This is a genomic window from Streptomyces sp. NPDC059852 (genome assembly GCF_042731455.1).
Lineage (GTDB): Bacteria > Actinomycetota > Actinomycetes > Streptomycetales > Streptomycetaceae > Streptomyces.
In genome coordinates this window covers 103721-120205 of record NZ_JBHWJK010000008.1, presented here as the reverse complement: position 1 = coordinate 120205, position 16485 = coordinate 103721, and the positions used below count along the sequence as shown (strand labels likewise).

Sequence of the window (16485 nt, the reverse complement as noted above, 5' to 3'; positions counted from 1 at the left end):
CGGCGGTCGTCTGGCAGTCGTCGCCCGGGCGGCGGGGGAGGGGGCCCTCCTGATGGGACCCCGCGTCCGCGCGCACGAGGGCGGGGCGAGGGCGGTGGCTACCGCCCGCGGGTGTCCGGTGGAAAGGTCAGGCGCCCGAGCCGTAGCGGATGACGCGGGTGGGGACGGTGACGCGGCGGGAGGCCGGCGGGGCCGTGTCCCGGTGTTCGAGGCGGTCGATCAGCAGACGTGTGGCCTGGCGGCCGATCTCGTCGGCGTCGTAGGAGACGAGGGTCAGGGGCAGGCCGAGGACGTCGGACAGGTCGAAGTCGTCGAAGCCGGCGAGCGGCAGGGTGGTGCCCGCCTTGTAGAGGGCACGGATCGCGCCTTGGCTGATGCGGTTGTTGGTGCAGAACAGCGCGTCGGGGCGGTCTGCCCGCTGGAGCAGTTCGAGGGTCGCCTGCTCCGCTGTCGCCGCATCGACCAGGCCCTGGCGGATGAGTGCGTTGTCCGGCTCGATGCCTACTTCCTCGTGAGCGGCCCAGAAGCCGCGCAGACGTTCGGCACCGGTGTAGAGCGCGGGCGGGTTGCCGAGGAAGGCGATGCGGGTGTGGCTCTCGGCCAGGAGACAGGCGGTGGCCTCGCGCGCGCCGTGGAAGTCCTCGACCAGGACGCAGTCGGTGTCGAGCCCGGCGGGGGGCCGCGCGGCGAGGACGACCGGGACGTGCCGCATCGCGGCGGCCAGATGCTGCTGACGGCTGCCCGCCGGGACGACGATCAGGCCTTCGACCTGGTGGTCGACGAGTCCGTCGATGAGCTCGGGCTCGCGGTCGGCCTGCTCGGCGGAGTTGCTGAGCAGCATCCGGAAGCCGTGCTCCGTGGCGACCTCCTGGACGCCCAGGGCCAGGCGGGAGTAGAAGGGGTTGGCGAGGTTCGTGACCACCAGGCCGATCATCCCGCTGCCGCCGAGGCGGAGGCTGCGCGCGGTCTGATTGCGGCGGTAGCCCAGCTGGTCGACCGCAGCGAAGACGCGCTCACGGGTCGCTTCGGACACACCGGGGTCGTTCTTGAGGACGCGTGAGACGGTCATGGCGCTGACCTGCGCGAGCTTGCCGACGTCGTGCATGGTCGGCCCGCTGCCCCGGCGAGCGGTCATGCCCGTGCCCCTTCCTGTGCCTGCGTGCGGTGTCGCCCCGGTCCTCATGGGGCGTCCGATGTGTCCTGTGCCCAGTGAGCGGCTCCGATCAGGGGAGCCTCCGCAGGCTGCCGGGCCGGGAGAACCGGCACGTCCGACCTGGCGGCCGACGCCAGACCTGTGGTGAGCGCAGGGTGGATCAGGTGCCACGACTGGGCCATGGAGCCACCGATGACCACTGCGGCGGCTTCGAAGCGGTCGATCCATGGGGCCAGGGCCTGGCCGAGTGCGTCGAAAGCGTAGCGGAAGGCCTCTGCCGCGGCGGCGTCGCCCGTCTTGGCGCGTGCGGCGATGTCGTGGACGTCGAGGAGGGGCTGGTCGTGGGGCGCTGCGCGGAGACGGGCGTAGTGGGCGCGGATGCCGCGGCGGGAGACCGTGTCCTCGAGAGGCCGGCCGTGCACGGTCAGGTGGTGCACGTGTCCGCTGGGGGGCACCGAGGGGCCCGTGTGGACCGGGCGGCCCGTGGAGAGGAACGAGGAGCCCACGCCGGTGCCCAACGTCAGGGCGACGACACGCCGATGACCCGCGGCGGCACCGGCGCGGTACTCGCCGATGGCGAAGGCGTCCGCGTCGTTGAGGAAGCACAGCCGTTCGGCGCGGCCGGCCAGGCGCTCGCGCAGTCCGGCCCCGACGTCGACGCCGGACAGCGACTCGAACTTGCCGATACCGGTGAAGCGGCCGACGCCCGCGGCGTAGTCGAAGGGACCGGGCATCGCCACGCCCCAGGAAAGGCCGTGTCCGGCCGGCAGCGCCGAGGCGGCCAGCGCTATGGCGTCGAGGATGTCGTCGGCCGCGGCGTCCGAGCTCAGATGCCTGCGGACCATCGTGGACGGGAGGGCGACGCTCGTCGACGGGTCGACGAGGGCGGCCGTCACGTGCGTCCCGCCGATGTCGAGGACGGGGACCGGTGCGGGCGGTCGCGCGCTGGTCGCGGTCACGGCTCGACCACCAGCGCCTTGACGATCCGGACCTCGTCGTCGCCCAGCGCGCGGAGGCGGTACGGGCCGACCGCGGCGGGGATCGTGAGGGTCTCCGCGAAGGCCAGGGAGTGTGTGCGGCCGTCGAGGGTCTCGATGACGGCGCCCTGGCCGGCGGCGACGTTGAGGATGTGGAAACGGCCCGCGGTGTCGTCGGGGGCGGTGGCGTTGGGCGTCACGACGAGCCGGTGCACCGCGTAGAACATCTCGGGCAGCGCGCCGATCACCTCCTCGTGCCATCCCTCGCCGGAGCGCAGCGTACGCGGGTGCTGGACCAGGTCCTTCCGCACGTCCTCCCCGCGGCGGGCGGTGTCCAGGTTGGCGAAGCCGTGTTCGTAGGGGAGGGGCCGTGACGCACCGGCGGAGTCCCTGCGCAGCCAGTCGTAGAAGCGCAGGGAGTACAGGTAGGGAGTCGCGCTCACTTCCAGGACAAGATTGCCGGCACCCGAGGCGTGCGGTGTTCCCGCCGGGATCATGAACAGCTGGCCCACGGTCGCCGGGTGCGCCTGGACGTGGTCCTGGACGGGCATCGGGGTGCCCTTGTCGATGGCGTCCTCGACCTGGCGCCGCATGGCGTCGATGTCGGCGTCCTCGGTGAGACCCAGGAGTATTTCGGCGCCGTCCTCGCTGGCGGTGACGTAGTACGTCTCGTGCTGGGTGTACGGCCAGCCGAACACCTCCCGCATGTACTGCTCGCGCGGGTGCAGGTGCAGGGACAGGTTGCCGCCGCCCATGGTGTCGAGGTAGTCGAACCGGATGGGGAAGGAGGTGCCGAACCGGCGGTGCACCTCTTCACCGAGCAGGGCCTCGGGGTGCTCGACGCACAGCAACTGGAACGGGATCTCGACCTGTGCTCCGCCCTTCTCGCCGACCAGGACCCCCGCTTCGGGGGCGATCAGCTCGTAGCCGAGGGCCGTGTTGCCCGCCCGCGGGGTGAAACCCAGTTCACTCGCCGCCCACCGGCCGCCCCACGGGGTGGAGTTGAAGTACGGGCGGGTGCGTACGGGACCGCGTGCCAGGTGCGCCAGTGTGCTGCGCAGTGCGGTGCCGTCCAGGGAGGCCGGGGAGGCCGCGTTCTGCGTGTCGATCCAACGGTCCACGCGGCTCGCGATCGCGTCGCGGTGCCGGTCCACCACGGGCCAGTCGGTGTAGAAGAGGCGCCTCAGATCGCCTGGCTCACCGGGCCGTCCCAGATTGACGCCGACCGGCAGGTCACCGTTCGACACGGCGGCCTCCGCGTACCGCTTCGGCAGGTCGGCGTACCAGAGCACGTCCGGCTCGCACAGCGACGCTCCCGGCCCGTACACCACCACCACTCCATCATGCGCGGGTCGCTCGGGACGCGGGACGGCGTCGAACAGGTCCAGGACGTGCGCCTGGGACAGCGGGGTGAAGAACGGGTCGTCGGCAGGGACCGGCTGGGCGGCCATCCGGTCCCAGGAGGCCGGTGCGTAGTGGTCGCGGACGTCGAAGAGGTCCACGGCGCGGCCTGTCGAACGTACGGCGTGTGTCAGGCCGCCGGTCAGCGCGGCCCAGTCCAGTGCCGCGGGGCCGTCGACCCCCAGGACGAGGGCGCCCGGCGGCAGCTCCGCCGCCAGAGGCGCCCAGCCGGCGAGCACCTTCCCGTCGGTCGGCTGGTAGGTGGGCTGGGGGTCGTACGAACGGGGCGCGGGCACAAGTTGCTCCTTACTCGACTCCACGATGCGTTAACGATAACAGTACGTGGCCGAAGGCGTCGACGCCTACCCCAACTGAATCTTGCAAACCCTGAGGCGCTCTGACCTGCATTTTCGAAGAACCCGGCTTCCGTGACGGGATTCTTTTCCAGGTGAACCCTTGCTAGTTCGGAAATGGTGTCGTTAACCTCGCCGCAACACGCAGCTCGGTGGCTCCGGGATCTTCCGGCGCCAGGTGTGCCTTGTGATCCACATCCGGCCACGCACGCTGGCCCGATTCCGTGAAGGTGATCAATGTCAACATCGGGCAGGACCAGCAGTGCGGCCACGCCCCTCGCTCGGCGGAGCCTCCTGGCCGGTGCGGTCGCCGGCGCGGCCGCCCTGGCAGCAGGGGGCTGCGCGCGAGGAGCGAGCACGTCGGCGCAGCCGGGAACGACGAGCATCTCCAACGACAACGCCACCTGGGACGAGGGCTACCGCTCGGCCGGCCGGGAGCTCGAGAAGATCACCGGCTATGCCCTGAGGCCCTTGTCGAACCCGTCGGTGACCTCGTATCAGCAGGTCGTGCAGATGACCTTGCAGACCTCGAAGGCATCCGACCTCGTCAAGTGGGCGTCCGGCTATCAGCTCAAGCGCCTGGCGCGTGCGGGCGGGCTCACCGACCTGAGCCACGTCTGGCAGCGGTACGCGAACAGAGGATGGGTGCGCCGCACGTCGAGGGAGGCCCTCTCCTACCGCGGCACGGCCTACGGCATCCCGCTCTACGAGTCGTACTACGTGCTCTTCTACAGCAAACCCGTCTTCAGCAAGCTGGGCCTGTCCGCTCCCGGCAGCTGGGACGAACTGCTGCACTGCGCCGAGGTCCTCAAACGCAACAAGATCACGCCCTTCCTGGCGAGCCAGGTGGGCGGCTGGCCCGCGATCGAATGGTTCCAGGAGCTCGTCAGCAAGGTCGATCCCCGCTTCTACCAACAGCTGGTGGCGGGCGAGGCCTCCTACACCGACGAACCGGCCCGCCGGGCCATGGACATCTGGCAGGACTTCACGCGCAAGGGCTGGATGACCGCACCCGACTTCGACCAGGCCCGCGGCCCCGGCGCGCTGAAGGAGGGCACGGTGGGCATGTTCCTGCACGGCACCTGGCAGGCGTCCGGCATGGCGGCGGCGGGCATGAAGCCGGGCACCGACTACGGCGCCTTCATCCTTCCCACCGTGCGTCCCTCCACGGCGAAGAGTGTGATCGCCGAGTCGGGCGTCTTCGTCGTCCCCAGCCGCGCCTCCTCGCACCAGGCCGCCATGGCGAACGTCGGGGCCTGGCTCGATCCGTCCGTCCAGCGGGTGTGGAGCGACTTCCTGCAGGACAGCTCCGCCAACCCGAAGGTGCGCTCCGCCAATCCGGTGGTGGCCGAACTCCAGCGGGACATCGCCCGCAACCGCCGGCTGGCACTGGTCCGCTACTGGGAGGCCAGTCCGCCCAGCCTCATCCAGGGCAACACCAACGATCTCGGCGGATTCATGGCCGGGCAGGCCTCCGCGTCCGACACGCTGCGCCGGATGCAGGAGCGCGCACACGACGAATGGGCCGCCTGGAAGCGAGACGAAGCATGAGCACTCCCACGACCGACCGCCACGCGCCGACCGCCGCCGACGGGCAGGCGGCGCCCCCGTCCGCGACACGGCGCCCTTCTCGCGTCCCCACCTGGAGCGTTGCGCGTGAGCGCCTGCTGGCCGGCGGGTTCATGGCCCCGGCCGTCATCCTGGTCACGTTGTTCCTGCTGGCTCCCTTCGTGTGGACCACCTACCGCAGCTTCTTCAGCGACACGCGTACCGCCCCGTTCAGCTGGTTCGACAACTACGCGCTGTTCGCGTCCGATCCGGCGCTGTCCCGTTCCATCCAGAACACCCTGATGTGGGTGGTCGGCACGGTCGTCCTCCCCTTCGTGCTGGGCCTCGCCATCGCCTGCATGACGAACGCGGGCCGCTTCTCGCGCCTCGTCCGGCTGTGCGTCGTACTGCCCTACGCACTGTCAGGGTCCGCGGTGGCCGTGGTGTGGAACTTCATGCTCACCACGGACGGCGCCGTCAACCAGGTCCTGACCGGTCTCGGGCTCGACTCACTGGCCCAGGGATGGCTGCTGACCTGGCCCGGCAACACCGTCGTGATGATCCTCGCCAACGCCTGGCAGGCCACCGGCGTGGCCGTGATCCTCTTCCTCGTCGGACTGCAGTCCATCCCGCCCGAGACCCTGGAGGCCGGTTCCCTGGACGGCGCCGGTGCCTGGCAGCAGTTCCGCCACATCGTCCTGCCCCAGCTCCGACCGGTGTCGATCATCGTGATCGGGATGAGCCTGGTCAACGGACTGAAGTCGTTCGACCTGATCTGGGTGCTCACCCAGGGCGGCCCCGGGCGGGCCACCGAAACCCTCGCCGTGTCCATGTACAACGAGACCTTCCTCGAACTGCGGCCCGGAGCCGGAGCGGCGATCGCGGTCGTCCTCACCCTGATCGTGCTCGCGGCCTCCTGGCTCTACCTGCGCCGCCAGCTCGACGTGAAAGGCGTATGACCATGTCCCTCGGCCGAATGCTGCGCAACGCCGCCATCGCGACCCTGGCTCTGCTGTGGTTGATCCCGACCTGGCTCCTCGTCGTCAACGCGGCGGTGCCCGCGCAGAGTTATTCCGGCAGCCCGCACTGGCTGCCCCAGGACTTCGGACTCTTCGACAACATGTCCCAAGCCTGGGAGAAGGCCAACCTGGGCCCCTCGCTGGGCAACAGCCTCCTGTACTCGGCGGTCAGCGCGGGGGCCGCCGCGGTGATCGCCGGCTTCGCCGCGTTCGCCACGATCATCATGCCCGTCAAGCGGCAGGCCCTGTGGTTCTGGGTCGTCTACGCCGGCACATTGCTGCCCCTGCAGGTCTTCATCCGCCCGCTGTTCCTGTCCTACGCACGCACCTCCCTGTACGACACCCAGGTCGGACTCGTGCTGATCTACACCGCGGTCGCCGTCCCGTTCGCGTTCTTCGTCATGCGCAACTACGCCCTGACGCTGCCCCGGGAGATCATCGAGGCCGCGCGCATGGACGGTGCCTCGTGGTGGCGGGTGTTCTGGCAGATCCACGTTCCGCTGACCAGGTCCGCCATGATCGCGGTGTTCGTGTTCCAGTTCGTGGCCGTCTGGAACGACCTGCTGTTCGGCATCACCATGGTCACGAGCCGCAACATCCGGCCCGTGATGGCGGCGCTCGCGGACCTGCAGGGCAACTACTCCAACGTCGGGCCGCCCATCGTGCTGGCCGGTGCCCTCCTGGTCTCGCTGCCCACCGTGGTGCTCTTCTTCTCCGCCCAGCGCTTCTTCGTCAGCAGCCTCAAGATCCACCGCTGACCGGGCCTGTCTCCCACACCCTCCCCTCGTCGTGAAGGAGAACCATCCATGCTGCGCTCGGTGCTCATCCGCGCCACCGCACCCGTCGTCTGCGCCGGCCTGCTCTGGACCGCCGCCCCCGCACACGCCCAGAGCCCCGAACGCGCCCGCCCGGTCTCCTCCGGCGAGTGGGCCGACCGCGCCACCAGCACCTACCGGGCCCTGCAGCAGTACTTCTACGAGGGCCCGCAGGCTCACGGCCTCTACCTCGAACACACCCCCCGGCAGACCACCGACCCCGAGCACTCCTACCTGTGGCCCTTCCGTGAGGCCGCTCAGGCAGCCGTCGACATGCAGGAACTGCCCCGTACCGGGACCTCCTACCGGCAGGACGCGACCGAGCGGTTCGACACGGCCGAGCTCTACTTCACCGGGGGAGAGCGCCCCGGCTACGCGTCCTATCTGCCCGCCCCCTTGGGCGCCGGCGGCGACATCTACTACGACGACAACGCCGTGGTGGCCCTGACCCAGCTCGACCAGTACGAGGCGACCGGCGACGCGCGGTACCTGAGGCGAGCCGAACAGGTCGTACCCGTCGTCTCCCGCGCGTGGGACGACGACACCTCCAAGGCGTGCCCGGGCGGCATGGACTGGTACGACTCGCCCGGCAACACCATCCGGGCCACCAACGTCACCGCCCTCTCGGCCCAGCTCGCCGCCCGCCTCTACGAGCACACCCGCGACCGCGCCTACCTCGACAAGGCCGAACAGTGGTACGGCTGGGTCTACTCCTGCATGCGCAAGGCACCCGGCCTCTACGTCAACGACCGCGGCGACGACGGCAGCACCAACGAGACCCTGTGGACCTACAACTCCGGCGCCATGATCGGCACCGCCACCGCCCTCTACCGCGGCACCGGTGACGCCCGGTACCTGAAGAAGGCCGTGGACGACGCACGAGGCTCTCTGGCGTTCTGGACCGAGGGAAGCCGCCTGCACGACCAGCCCGCCGTCTTCAACTCCTTCTACTTCAAGGACCTCCTCGACCTGGACGAGGTTCGCCGCGACCCTGCCTATCTGAAGGCCATGAGCGCCTACGCGGACGGTACGTACCGGTCCAACCGGGACACGACCACTGGTCTGTTCCGCTTCCAGCCCTCCAACGGGGGCGACTACGACCCCGACGCGCCGGCCGCGACGCTCAACCAGTCGGCCATGGTCCAGATCTTCGCCACCCTCGCCGACGCCACCCACCAGGGCCGCCGGACCTCCTGACCCAGCGCACCGCACCCCCGACGCAAAGGACCCCACGCACCATGCCCAAGCCACCGCTGTCCCGTCCGTCCGGGTGGGACGCCGACATCGCGCGCGACCTCCTCAAGGAGCGCGTGGCGACCCTCGCCGCCCTCGGCGGTCGTCAGGTGCGGCTGTCGGGAGAGCCCCTGCTGCGCCATGACGGCGCGGGCGGCCTGCAGCAGTCCATCCGGCTTCAGGTGCGGGGACCCGGGAACGCACCCGCGCACCCGTGCGTCACCAGGGCCCTCATCACCACCGTCGGGGGCACCCCCGTGCCCTGCCGGATCCTGCCCGGACCAGGAGGCGACACCCGCCTCCTGATCCCGGAGGTCGACACCCCGACCACCTTGCGCATCGAGTTGCCGGACCTCGAAGTAGGCACCCACATCCCCTTCGAGGCGCGACCGCAGCGCCACTGGACCCTGCACCTCGTGCAGCACTCCCACCTCGACATCGGCTACACCGATCCGCAGGGACGCGTCATGGCCGAGAGCCGCGCCTACCTCGACTCACTCCTCGAGCTCTGCGACGACACCGACGACTGGCCTGCGCCCGCCCGGTTCCGGTGGGCGGTCGAAGGATTCCACTCCTTCCAGGACTGGCAGGCCAACCGGCCGCACCGGCAGGTGGAGAACTTCCTCGACCGGGTGCGGGAAGGGCGCGTCGAACTCACCGCCATGCCCTTCAACCTCCACACCGAGACCTGCTCCACCGACGAGCTCCACGAACTCCTGCGCCCGGTCACCGAGTTGCGGGACCGCCACGGCATCGACATCACCACCGCCATGCAGACGGACGTCCCCGGTCAGGTGGTCGGCCTCCCCGACGTCCTCAGCGACAACGGCATCCGCTACCTGTCCGTCGCGCACAATTGGGCAGGCCGCGCCGTACCCCACCTCGTCGGCGGAGAACACCTGCCCCGCCTCTTCCGCTGGCAGACCCCGAGCGGCAACAGCGTCCTGGTCTGGAGGACGGACACCCCGCACGGCCTCGCCTACATGGAAGGCTCGATCCTCGGCTTCGACGAGTCCTACGACCACGTCGACGACCTGCTGCCCGCCTACCTCAGCGCCCTGGCCCAGTTCCCCTACCCCCATCAAGGGCCCGGGATCCCCGGCTTCCCGGCCCTCGACCTGCCCGGCACCGCAGACCCCTACCCGTGGGACGTGCTACACCTGCGGGTCCTGGGGAAGTTCGCCGACAACGGCCCGCCGCGCCGCATCATCTCCGACACGGTCCGCCGCTGGAACGAGCAGTGGGCCTACCCGCAGCTGCGCACCTCCCGCAACCAGGACTTCTTCGAGGACGCCGAGAAGCGCGTGGGGGAACGTCTGGAGACCTACCGGGGCGACTGGAGCGACTGGTGGGTCGACGGAGTCGGCGCCGGCGCCGTCCCGCTGTCCGCCACCCGACGCGGGCAGGCGGCCCTCACCGAGGCCCAGACCATCGCCGGGTACGCCCACCTGATGGGCGTCCCCGGCAGCACGGCCGTCACCCGCGGCGCACCGGACGTCTACCGGTCCGCCTCCCTGTTCAACGAGCACACCTGGGGCGCGGGCGACCCCTGGACCCACGGCGACCACGGTCACGGATCCGGCGACAAGCAGTGGCACTGGAAGTACTCCCAGGCCGTGCGCGCCCACGACGACGCCGAGACACTCCTGGACGCCGCCTCCGCTCTGCTCGGCGAGGCGTTCGCCCCCGCGGCCGACGCGGCGGCCTCCTTCTACACTGTGAACACCTGCAGCTGGCCCCGGACGGAAACCGCCCGGCTCTTCCTTCCCGAGAGCACCGTCGCGCTCGGCGACGCCGTCCAGGTCCTGGACGCGCGCACCGGTGCGCCCCTGCCCTTCGTGGAGGAGGCCCAGAGCAACGAACGTCACCGCGCCGCCGGGCGCTTCCTGCACGTGCCCGTCACGGAGGTACCGGCCTGTGGCGCCGTACGCCTCGACATCGTCCCGGCCGCCGAGCGTGCGGAGGAGGGCGACGGGACATCCGGCGAGCTTGCCCACCCCACCGTCCTGGAGAACGAGTTCCTGCGCGTGACCGTCGACCTGCGCGAGGCGTGCATCTCCTCGATCGTCGACAAGGCCACCGGCCGTGAAATGGTGCGCCAGGACGCCACCGTCGGCTTCAACGGCTACGTCTACGACGAGTACGCCACGGCCGGAGCGTTCAACCACCAGTCCAGCAAGACCGTGGCCGACGACTCGATGCACCTGCTCGCCTCCCGCAGTACCGCACCTCCCGCGGCACTCGTCGAGCGCGTCACGGACGCCACCGGGCAGACCCTCGTCTACGCGTCCTCCCCGGCCGGCACACGCGGGCTGCGCGTGCGGGTGCACCTTCCGCATCACGCGGCACGCATCGACTTGGAGAACCGCGTCGACAAGGACGCCACCCTCACGAAGGAGAGTGCCTTCTTCGCCTTCCCCTTCGCCCTCGACAACCCCGTCGTCCACACAGAGGCGACCGGCGGCGTCCTGGGCACCGACCGGGAGACCGTACCGGGCTCCGCGACCCACATGCGCGCCATCCGCCGCTGGATCAGCCTCAGCGACGGCCGCCGCCACGCCGCACTGGCGACAGCCGACGCCCCGCTCGTCCAGTTGGGCGGAATCGCGATCCCCTACGTGCCCTACCCCCAGTCGCTGCCCCAGGAGGAGCCGGCCACCGTCTTCTCCTGGGTGCACAACAACATCTGGGACACCAACTTTCCCGCGCAGCAGGCATTCGACCACGTCTTCCGCTACAGCGTCGGCTTCGGCACCGCCGCGGAGAACCCCACGCTCCCGGCCGACGCCCTCGCCCTGCGCGTCGCGGCCGTCACCAGCCACCCGCTGGTCCCGGTCCGCGCCCGGGCGGAAAGCCCGTCTCAACCTCCGGCCGAGACGGAGTTCCTGACTCTGGACGACTCCCGCGTACGACTCGTCGGTATGACCGTCCCGGGTGACGGCAGGCTCATGGTGCGTCTGCAATCCCTGGCCGACACCCCCGTCACCTGCCGCCTGCGTACCCCCTTCACCGTTGCCCGCGCCGTGGGCACCACCTACCTGGGCCTGACTCCGCGGGATATCGGCCGGGATGAGGACGGCGCCGTCCCGGTCGACATGCCGCCGCTCGGAACGGCAGCCGTCGTGCTCCACCTCGCTCCCTCCCCGGCGAACGGGACGAGCACGCGGTCGAGCCTGTCGGCCGACTAGGAGCTCTCGGGCGATGGGGAGGCCGCACGGGTGGACCGTGACGGCCTCTTCATCACAGAGGGCTGGGCCAGGCCGTCTTCGAGGGGGCTTCGGCTGACGAGCGAGACCCGGGCGTGTGCTTTGCGGCTTTGCCGCATGGGGGAGTGGTCGAACGTGCCTGCGGGGGCATCGTGCTCCCCTGACCGGTTGATCCCGCACACGACCGCGGCGCGCTCACGGTGCCGGGCGTCCCCGTCCGCGGCCCGCGGACAGGGGAGCAACCGGCGGGCGGGAGACCGCCCCGTGCGCCACCGCTGCACGGGGCGCGAGCTGTCTGCCAACGTAAGCTGGCGCCCTTACAGAGCCCGACTGACGTCTCACGTCAGTTCGATCGTGTAGCCAAGTCGAACACGTCCCGCGCGTGCGACCGTGGCCAGCGCGTCCAGTCTCATCTCGTGGGCCCGCGCGATGGCCTTGAGAATCCGCGGCGCTCGATCGTCTCGAGCGCCTTGCTCATGTCCGTCCCCTCAGGGTTGTTGACGGTCGCGTTCGTAGCACTCGTACGTGGCGTCGTGCGCCGGCCCGCCGCAACCGGCAGCCTCGCGACCGCTCCGGCTGCCCCTACTTGCTGGTCGTGTGGGGCTTCCCGCCAATGGATTCCTGGTATGCATCCGCGTAGGTGGGGGAGTCCTTGATCAGGCCGTCGCAGAACGCGGCGACGTCGGTCCCGGTGAGTTCCAGAACTCCCCTGCCCTCGGCAACGCCCTCCTCGAAGAAGTCGACGATGCCGGGGAGGAGGGGCCCGTCGGGCAGGCTGACCGGTCCGACCTTGAACAGGTATTTCTGCATCTCCCTGTAGACGATCTGATAGTCCGGCGGGAGTGCCTTGATCCTGGCCATGTGCGCCCGCCACTGCTTCTTGCCTTCGACGATGTCCTGGATGCTCACGTCAGCCTCCCAGCCGGCTCAATTTTCTCGCGACGTTCCTGTTCAACTGCTCGCGCCACCGGTCGCGATAGGTCCGTGCCCCTGCTCCGCCCGCCAGTGCGGCGCAGAAGCCCTGGATGTCCTCGCCGAGAGCCTCATCGACGCTCTGCCCGTCCGCCGCCGCTACTTCGAGCAGGCCCAGGGCGGCGTCGAGGATCGGCATCAGGTTGCGGCCGGTGAAGTCCCCGTAGGGGAAGAGGTGGGTGACGATCGTCCCCCACGCCGCCCGGTGGCCGTCCGGAAGGACCTCGGCCCGGGCCTCGAACGTCTTCCATTCCCTGGTGAGATCGCTGCCGGTGACCTTCTCCCAGAAGTTCATCTCCCGCCTTCCTTCAGCCTGTTGATGCGTGATGAGAGGTACTGCCATTTCGCCCAGAACTTCGCGAGCTCCTCGCGCCCGGTGTCGTTGAGCGCGTAGAACTTGCGCGGCGGACCGACCCCGGAGGGTCGCTTCGTCACGTGGACGAGCCCGTTCCTCTCCAGCCGCAGCAGGATCGTGTACACGGTGCCTTCGATGACGTCGGTGAAGCCGAGATCGTTCAACTGGCGGGTGATGGCGTACCCGTAGGTCTCCTCGCTGCTGATGATCTCGAGCACGCATCCTTCGAGCGTCCCTTTCAACATCTCCGTCAGGTCGTCCATCGCCGGGTACTACTCCTCAACCCTTTCCGGTACTGCGTGATACCGAGTACCGCTATACGGTATCACCGAGTAGTGGAACGGCAACGTGTTCGGTGGACGCGATCCAGGGCCTACGGGGCCGCCTGGACCGGGTTCCAGCCGCAGCCTCATGACGCTGCGTCCGCAAGCATGCGATCAGCCCCGGCTGGACGAGGAGACCAACCGGGGCTGTCGGGCGGCTGCGGAACGTTTCTAGGGAAGGCTCATTCGAGGTAGTCGGCGACCAGGGCGGCGAAGGCGTCCGGGGTGGCCAGGCGGACCCCGAGGCTTTCCGCCTTGGCTCGTTTCGACCCCGCGCCGTCTCCGGCGACGACGAGGGTGGTCTTCTTGGAGACACTGGAGGAGGAGCGGCCACCGGCTCGTTCGATGAGTTCGTTCATCTGGTTGCGGCTGAGCTTCTCCAGAGGGCCGGTCATCGCGCCGGTGACGACGACGGTCATTCCGGCCAGCGGTCCGCCCGCGTGCACGGTGTTCTCCTCCCGGTCGCCGGTGTTGCCGTCGGACGAGGCGGGTGGGGTGGCGCCGGGTTCGGTCATGTTCACCCCGGCGGCGGCGAGTCTGTCGATCAGCGGGGCGAGTTCGGCGAGCTCGGCGACGATCGAGGGGGCCTTCTCGGTGCCGATGCCCTCGACCTGCTGCATCGCTTCCGCGTCCGCGGCCCGGATGTCGTCCATGGTGGCGAAGTGCCGGGCGATACGGCGGGACATGGAGCGGCCGGTGCCGCGGACCCCGACCGCGCACAGCACCCGCGACAGCGGCCGGCCCTTCGCGGCGGCGAGGGCGGCGAGGAGATTGTCGGTGCTCGTCGCGCCCATCCGCTCCAGGCCCATCAGCTGCTCGCGGCTCAGGGTGAACAGGTCGGCCAGGTCGGCGACGAGCCCGGCGTCGACGAGCTGGACGACGCGGGTGTGGCCGAGGCCTTCGATGTCGAGCTGGTCGCGGCCGGCCGCATAGGACAGGGCCGCCACCAGGTGGCAGTTGCGCCCGTTCTCGCAGCGCCAGCGCTGCTCGCTGGTGTCGATGCCGGCCCCGCACCGCGGACACGCCTCAGGGAAGACGATGGGCTGTTCGTCGCCGGTGCGCAGGTGGGCGACGGGGGCTTCGACGCGGGGGATCACGTCGCCGGCCCGGTGCACCATGACGTGGTCGCCCAGGCGCAGGTCGCGCCGAGTGATGTCGGCCGGGTTGTGGAGGGTGGCGTAGGTGACGGTGGCGCCGTCGATCTCCACGGGCTCCAGGACGGCACGGGGGGCGATGATGCCGGTGCGGCCCACGTTCCACTGCACCTCGAGCAGCCGGGTGATCTTCTCGACCGCCGGCAGCTTGTAGGCGATCGCCCACCGCGGAGCGCGCGAACCCGATCCCGCCGATCGCTGGTCGGCGGCCAGGTCGGCCTTGATGACGATCCCGTCGATCCCGAACGGCAGCTCGGCCCGCAGGGCGGCGATCTCCCGCACCCGGTCCAGCGCCTGCTCGACCGTGTCCGCCGTGATGCCGGGCACCGCGGTGGTGACCGTGGTGTTCACCCCGTAGGCGGCGGCCTGAACCATGAGCTCGCTGTGCGCGAGTTCGCCCAGCCGTGTGGCGAGCGAGGCCTCGGTGCCGGGCAGGGGCAGCAGGCCGTAGCCGAAGAACGTCATCGGCACCGTGTAGGCGCGCTCCTTGGCGCGCAGGGTGCCCGCCGCGGCGCCGCGCGGGTTGGCGAACGGCTGTCCGCCGTGTGCGGTGCGCACCTCGTTGGCGTACTCGAACTGAGCGGTCGTCATGAGGACTTCGCCACGGACCTCCACGGTGACGGGCTCCGCGAGTCGGTCCGGCAGGCCCTCAATGGTGCCCATCGCGTGCGAGACGTCCTCCCCGGCCGTCCCGTCCCCCCGTGTGATGAGCTGCCTCAGACGACCGCCGACGTAACGGGCGGCGATCGCGAGCCCGTCCAGCTTCGGCTCGACACTGAACCGCTCGGCCTCGTGGCCGATGCGCCGGGCCAGGGACGCGGTCCAGACGGTGAACTCCTCGGGGGAGAACACGTTGTCCAGACTCAGCATCGCCACCGTGTGCGGCACGTCGCCCTCCACGGCCCCACCGGCGACCTTCCCCGTCGGAGAGCCGGGCAGCACCAGATCGGGATGCTCGGCCTCCCACGCGGCGATGCCACGCACCAGCCGGTCGTAGGAGTCGTCGTCCAACGCCGACGTCCCACTCTCGTAGTAGGCGGCCGACGCCTTCACCGCGTCCTCGACCGCCTGCGCGTAAGCGGTGGCATCCCTGATCACAGCTGCGGGTGTTGTCATGCCCGTCATCCTGCCTGCCACCACTGACATCGCCCTGGCGCAGCGAGACGCAACCGGGCGGCGCCAGCAGTTCGGCCACGTCGTCACCGGCAGGGACCGGCATGACTGCAGCACCGGTGAGGTCCTCAGGACCACGACCCGACCGGGCGTCACCCGCGACGTCCGTCCCACGGCCGCATCTGCCCCCCGGCCGACCCGGACGAGTCGGCCTCCGCGACGCTCGGGCTCCCTCCGCCCGTGAGCCGTACCGAAGGGTGGGGCCGCGTCGGCATATGCCGACGGGGCCCCACCCTGTGCAGCGGGTCGTGCGTCAGTGGTCGGAGTAGCTGAAGTCGCCCACGGTCCAGGCACTGACGTCCTCGATCGCGACGCGGTACATCCCGCCCGTCTCCGGGATCCCTACCGTTCCCTGCAGGATCCGGGCGACGTGGAAATGCAGATGCGTGGGCGGTCCGTCCTTCCCCGCGGGGGCGTCGAAGACCGCGGAGAACGCGCCCAGGTCGGCGGAGTCCGTCAGCACCTCGGACACCCTCTGCCTCCACATGGCTTCCGGGGCCAGCCGACCGGTGATGACGGCACCACTGGTGATCGCGGTCAGGGACATCTGATTGCTCTGGCCGGACTCCACGAGGGCGGCTATGGCAACGAGCAGCTCGTCAGGCTTCGGCATGGGACCGGATTCTATTCACCGGCCTGCGCTGGCGGGTGCAGCGGTGCCGCGACCGGGCGAGCCGGGCGCGGACGGCGCCACGTGATGGCGCACGACAGGCCAGGGGTGCGCATCGAGGTGCGATCACGCGTGCGTCGGCAACGGGTGCGACGAACGGTGCGGCGCAGCCCTGACGAACGATGTGTGCAGG

The 16485-nt window shown here is 70.2% G+C and carries 13 protein-coding genes; 5 read left to right on the top strand and 8 right to left on the bottom strand.

Features of this window, described 5'->3' with window-relative positions; all coding sequences use genetic code 11:
* Positions 1–127 precede the first annotated feature (127 nt).
* Genes ACFV46_RS13130 through ACFV46_RS13120 form a run of 3 tightly spaced genes read right to left on the bottom strand, consistent with a single transcriptional unit; the run spans position 128 to position 3827 of the window.
* On the bottom strand, positions 128–1135 hold the full coding sequence (locus tag ACFV46_RS13130) for a LacI family DNA-binding transcriptional regulator (protein ID WP_283288486.1): 1008 nt from the start codon (positions 1133–1135) through the stop codon (positions 128–130).
* 44 nt (positions 1136–1179) lie between these two features.
* Positions 1180–2112, bottom strand: coding sequence for an ROK family protein (locus ACFV46_RS13125; protein ID WP_385498139.1), 933 nt, complete (start codon positions 2110–2112; stop codon positions 1180–1182).
* Complete coding sequence (locus ACFV46_RS13120; protein ID WP_385498138.1) at positions 2109–3827, bottom strand: class I mannose-6-phosphate isomerase; 1719 nt, start codon at positions 3825–3827, stop codon at positions 2109–2111. The genes ACFV46_RS13125 and ACFV46_RS13120 overlap by 4 nt, the downstream gene beginning before the upstream one ends.
* Positions 3828–4121: 294 nt before the next feature.
* Between ACFV46_RS13120 and ACFV46_RS13115 the strand changes: the two genes are divergently transcribed.
* Genes ACFV46_RS13115 through ACFV46_RS13095 form a run of 5 tightly spaced genes read left to right on the top strand, consistent with a single transcriptional unit; the run spans position 4122 to position 11687 of the window.
* Entirely contained in the window at positions 4122–5435 is a 1314-nt protein-coding gene (locus ACFV46_RS13115) for an ABC transporter substrate-binding protein (RefSeq protein WP_385498137.1), read from the top strand.
* A complete protein-coding gene (locus ACFV46_RS13110; RefSeq protein ID WP_385498136.1) occupies positions 5432–6391 on the top strand; it encodes a carbohydrate ABC transporter permease in 960 nt (319 codons plus the stop codon). Before ACFV46_RS13115 ends, ACFV46_RS13110 begins: the two co-directional genes overlap by 4 nt.
* Positions 6388–7209, top strand: a complete 822-nt coding sequence (locus tag ACFV46_RS13105; RefSeq protein ID WP_385498135.1) for a carbohydrate ABC transporter permease — start codon at positions 6388–6390, stop codon at positions 7207–7209. Before ACFV46_RS13110 ends, ACFV46_RS13105 begins: the two co-directional genes overlap by 4 nt.
* 48 nt (positions 7210–7257) lie before the next feature.
* Entirely contained in the window at positions 7258–8463 is a 1206-nt protein-coding gene (locus ACFV46_RS13100) for a glycoside hydrolase family 76 protein (RefSeq protein WP_385498134.1), read from the top strand.
* 41 nt (positions 8464–8504) lie between these two features.
* Positions 8505–11687, top strand: a complete 3183-nt coding sequence (locus ACFV46_RS13095) for a glycoside hydrolase family 38 C-terminal domain-containing protein (RefSeq protein WP_385498132.1) — start codon at positions 8505–8507, stop codon at positions 11685–11687.
* Between the two features lie 600 nt (positions 11688–12287).
* On the opposite strand, the gene ACFV46_RS13090 is transcribed toward ACFV46_RS13095, so the two are convergent.
* From ACFV46_RS13090 to ACFV46_RS13070, 5 genes are all read right to left on the bottom strand, one after another.
* Entirely contained in the window at positions 12288–12614 is a 327-nt protein-coding gene (locus ACFV46_RS13090; RefSeq protein ID WP_385498130.1) for a DUF1048 domain-containing protein, read from the bottom strand.
* Between the two features lies 1 nt (position 12615).
* A complete protein-coding gene (locus ACFV46_RS13085; protein ID WP_385498129.1) occupies positions 12616–12972 on the bottom strand; it encodes a DUF1048 domain-containing protein in 357 nt (118 codons plus the stop codon).
* Positions 12969–13295, bottom strand: a complete 327-nt coding sequence (locus ACFV46_RS13080) for a PadR family transcriptional regulator (protein WP_385498128.1) — start codon at positions 13293–13295, stop codon at positions 12969–12971. The genes ACFV46_RS13085 and ACFV46_RS13080 overlap by 4 nt, the downstream gene beginning before the upstream one ends.
* A 242-nt stretch (positions 13296–13537) precedes the next feature.
* Complete coding sequence (ligA, locus tag ACFV46_RS13075; RefSeq protein WP_385498127.1) at positions 13538–15625, bottom strand: NAD-dependent DNA ligase LigA; 2088 nt, start codon at positions 15623–15625, stop codon at positions 13538–13540.
* 310 nt (positions 15626–15935) lie between these two features.
* A complete protein-coding gene (locus ACFV46_RS13070; protein ID WP_283288469.1) occupies positions 15936–16295 on the bottom strand; it encodes a hypothetical protein in 360 nt (119 codons plus the stop codon).
* Positions 16296–16485: the final 190 nt, after the last annotated feature.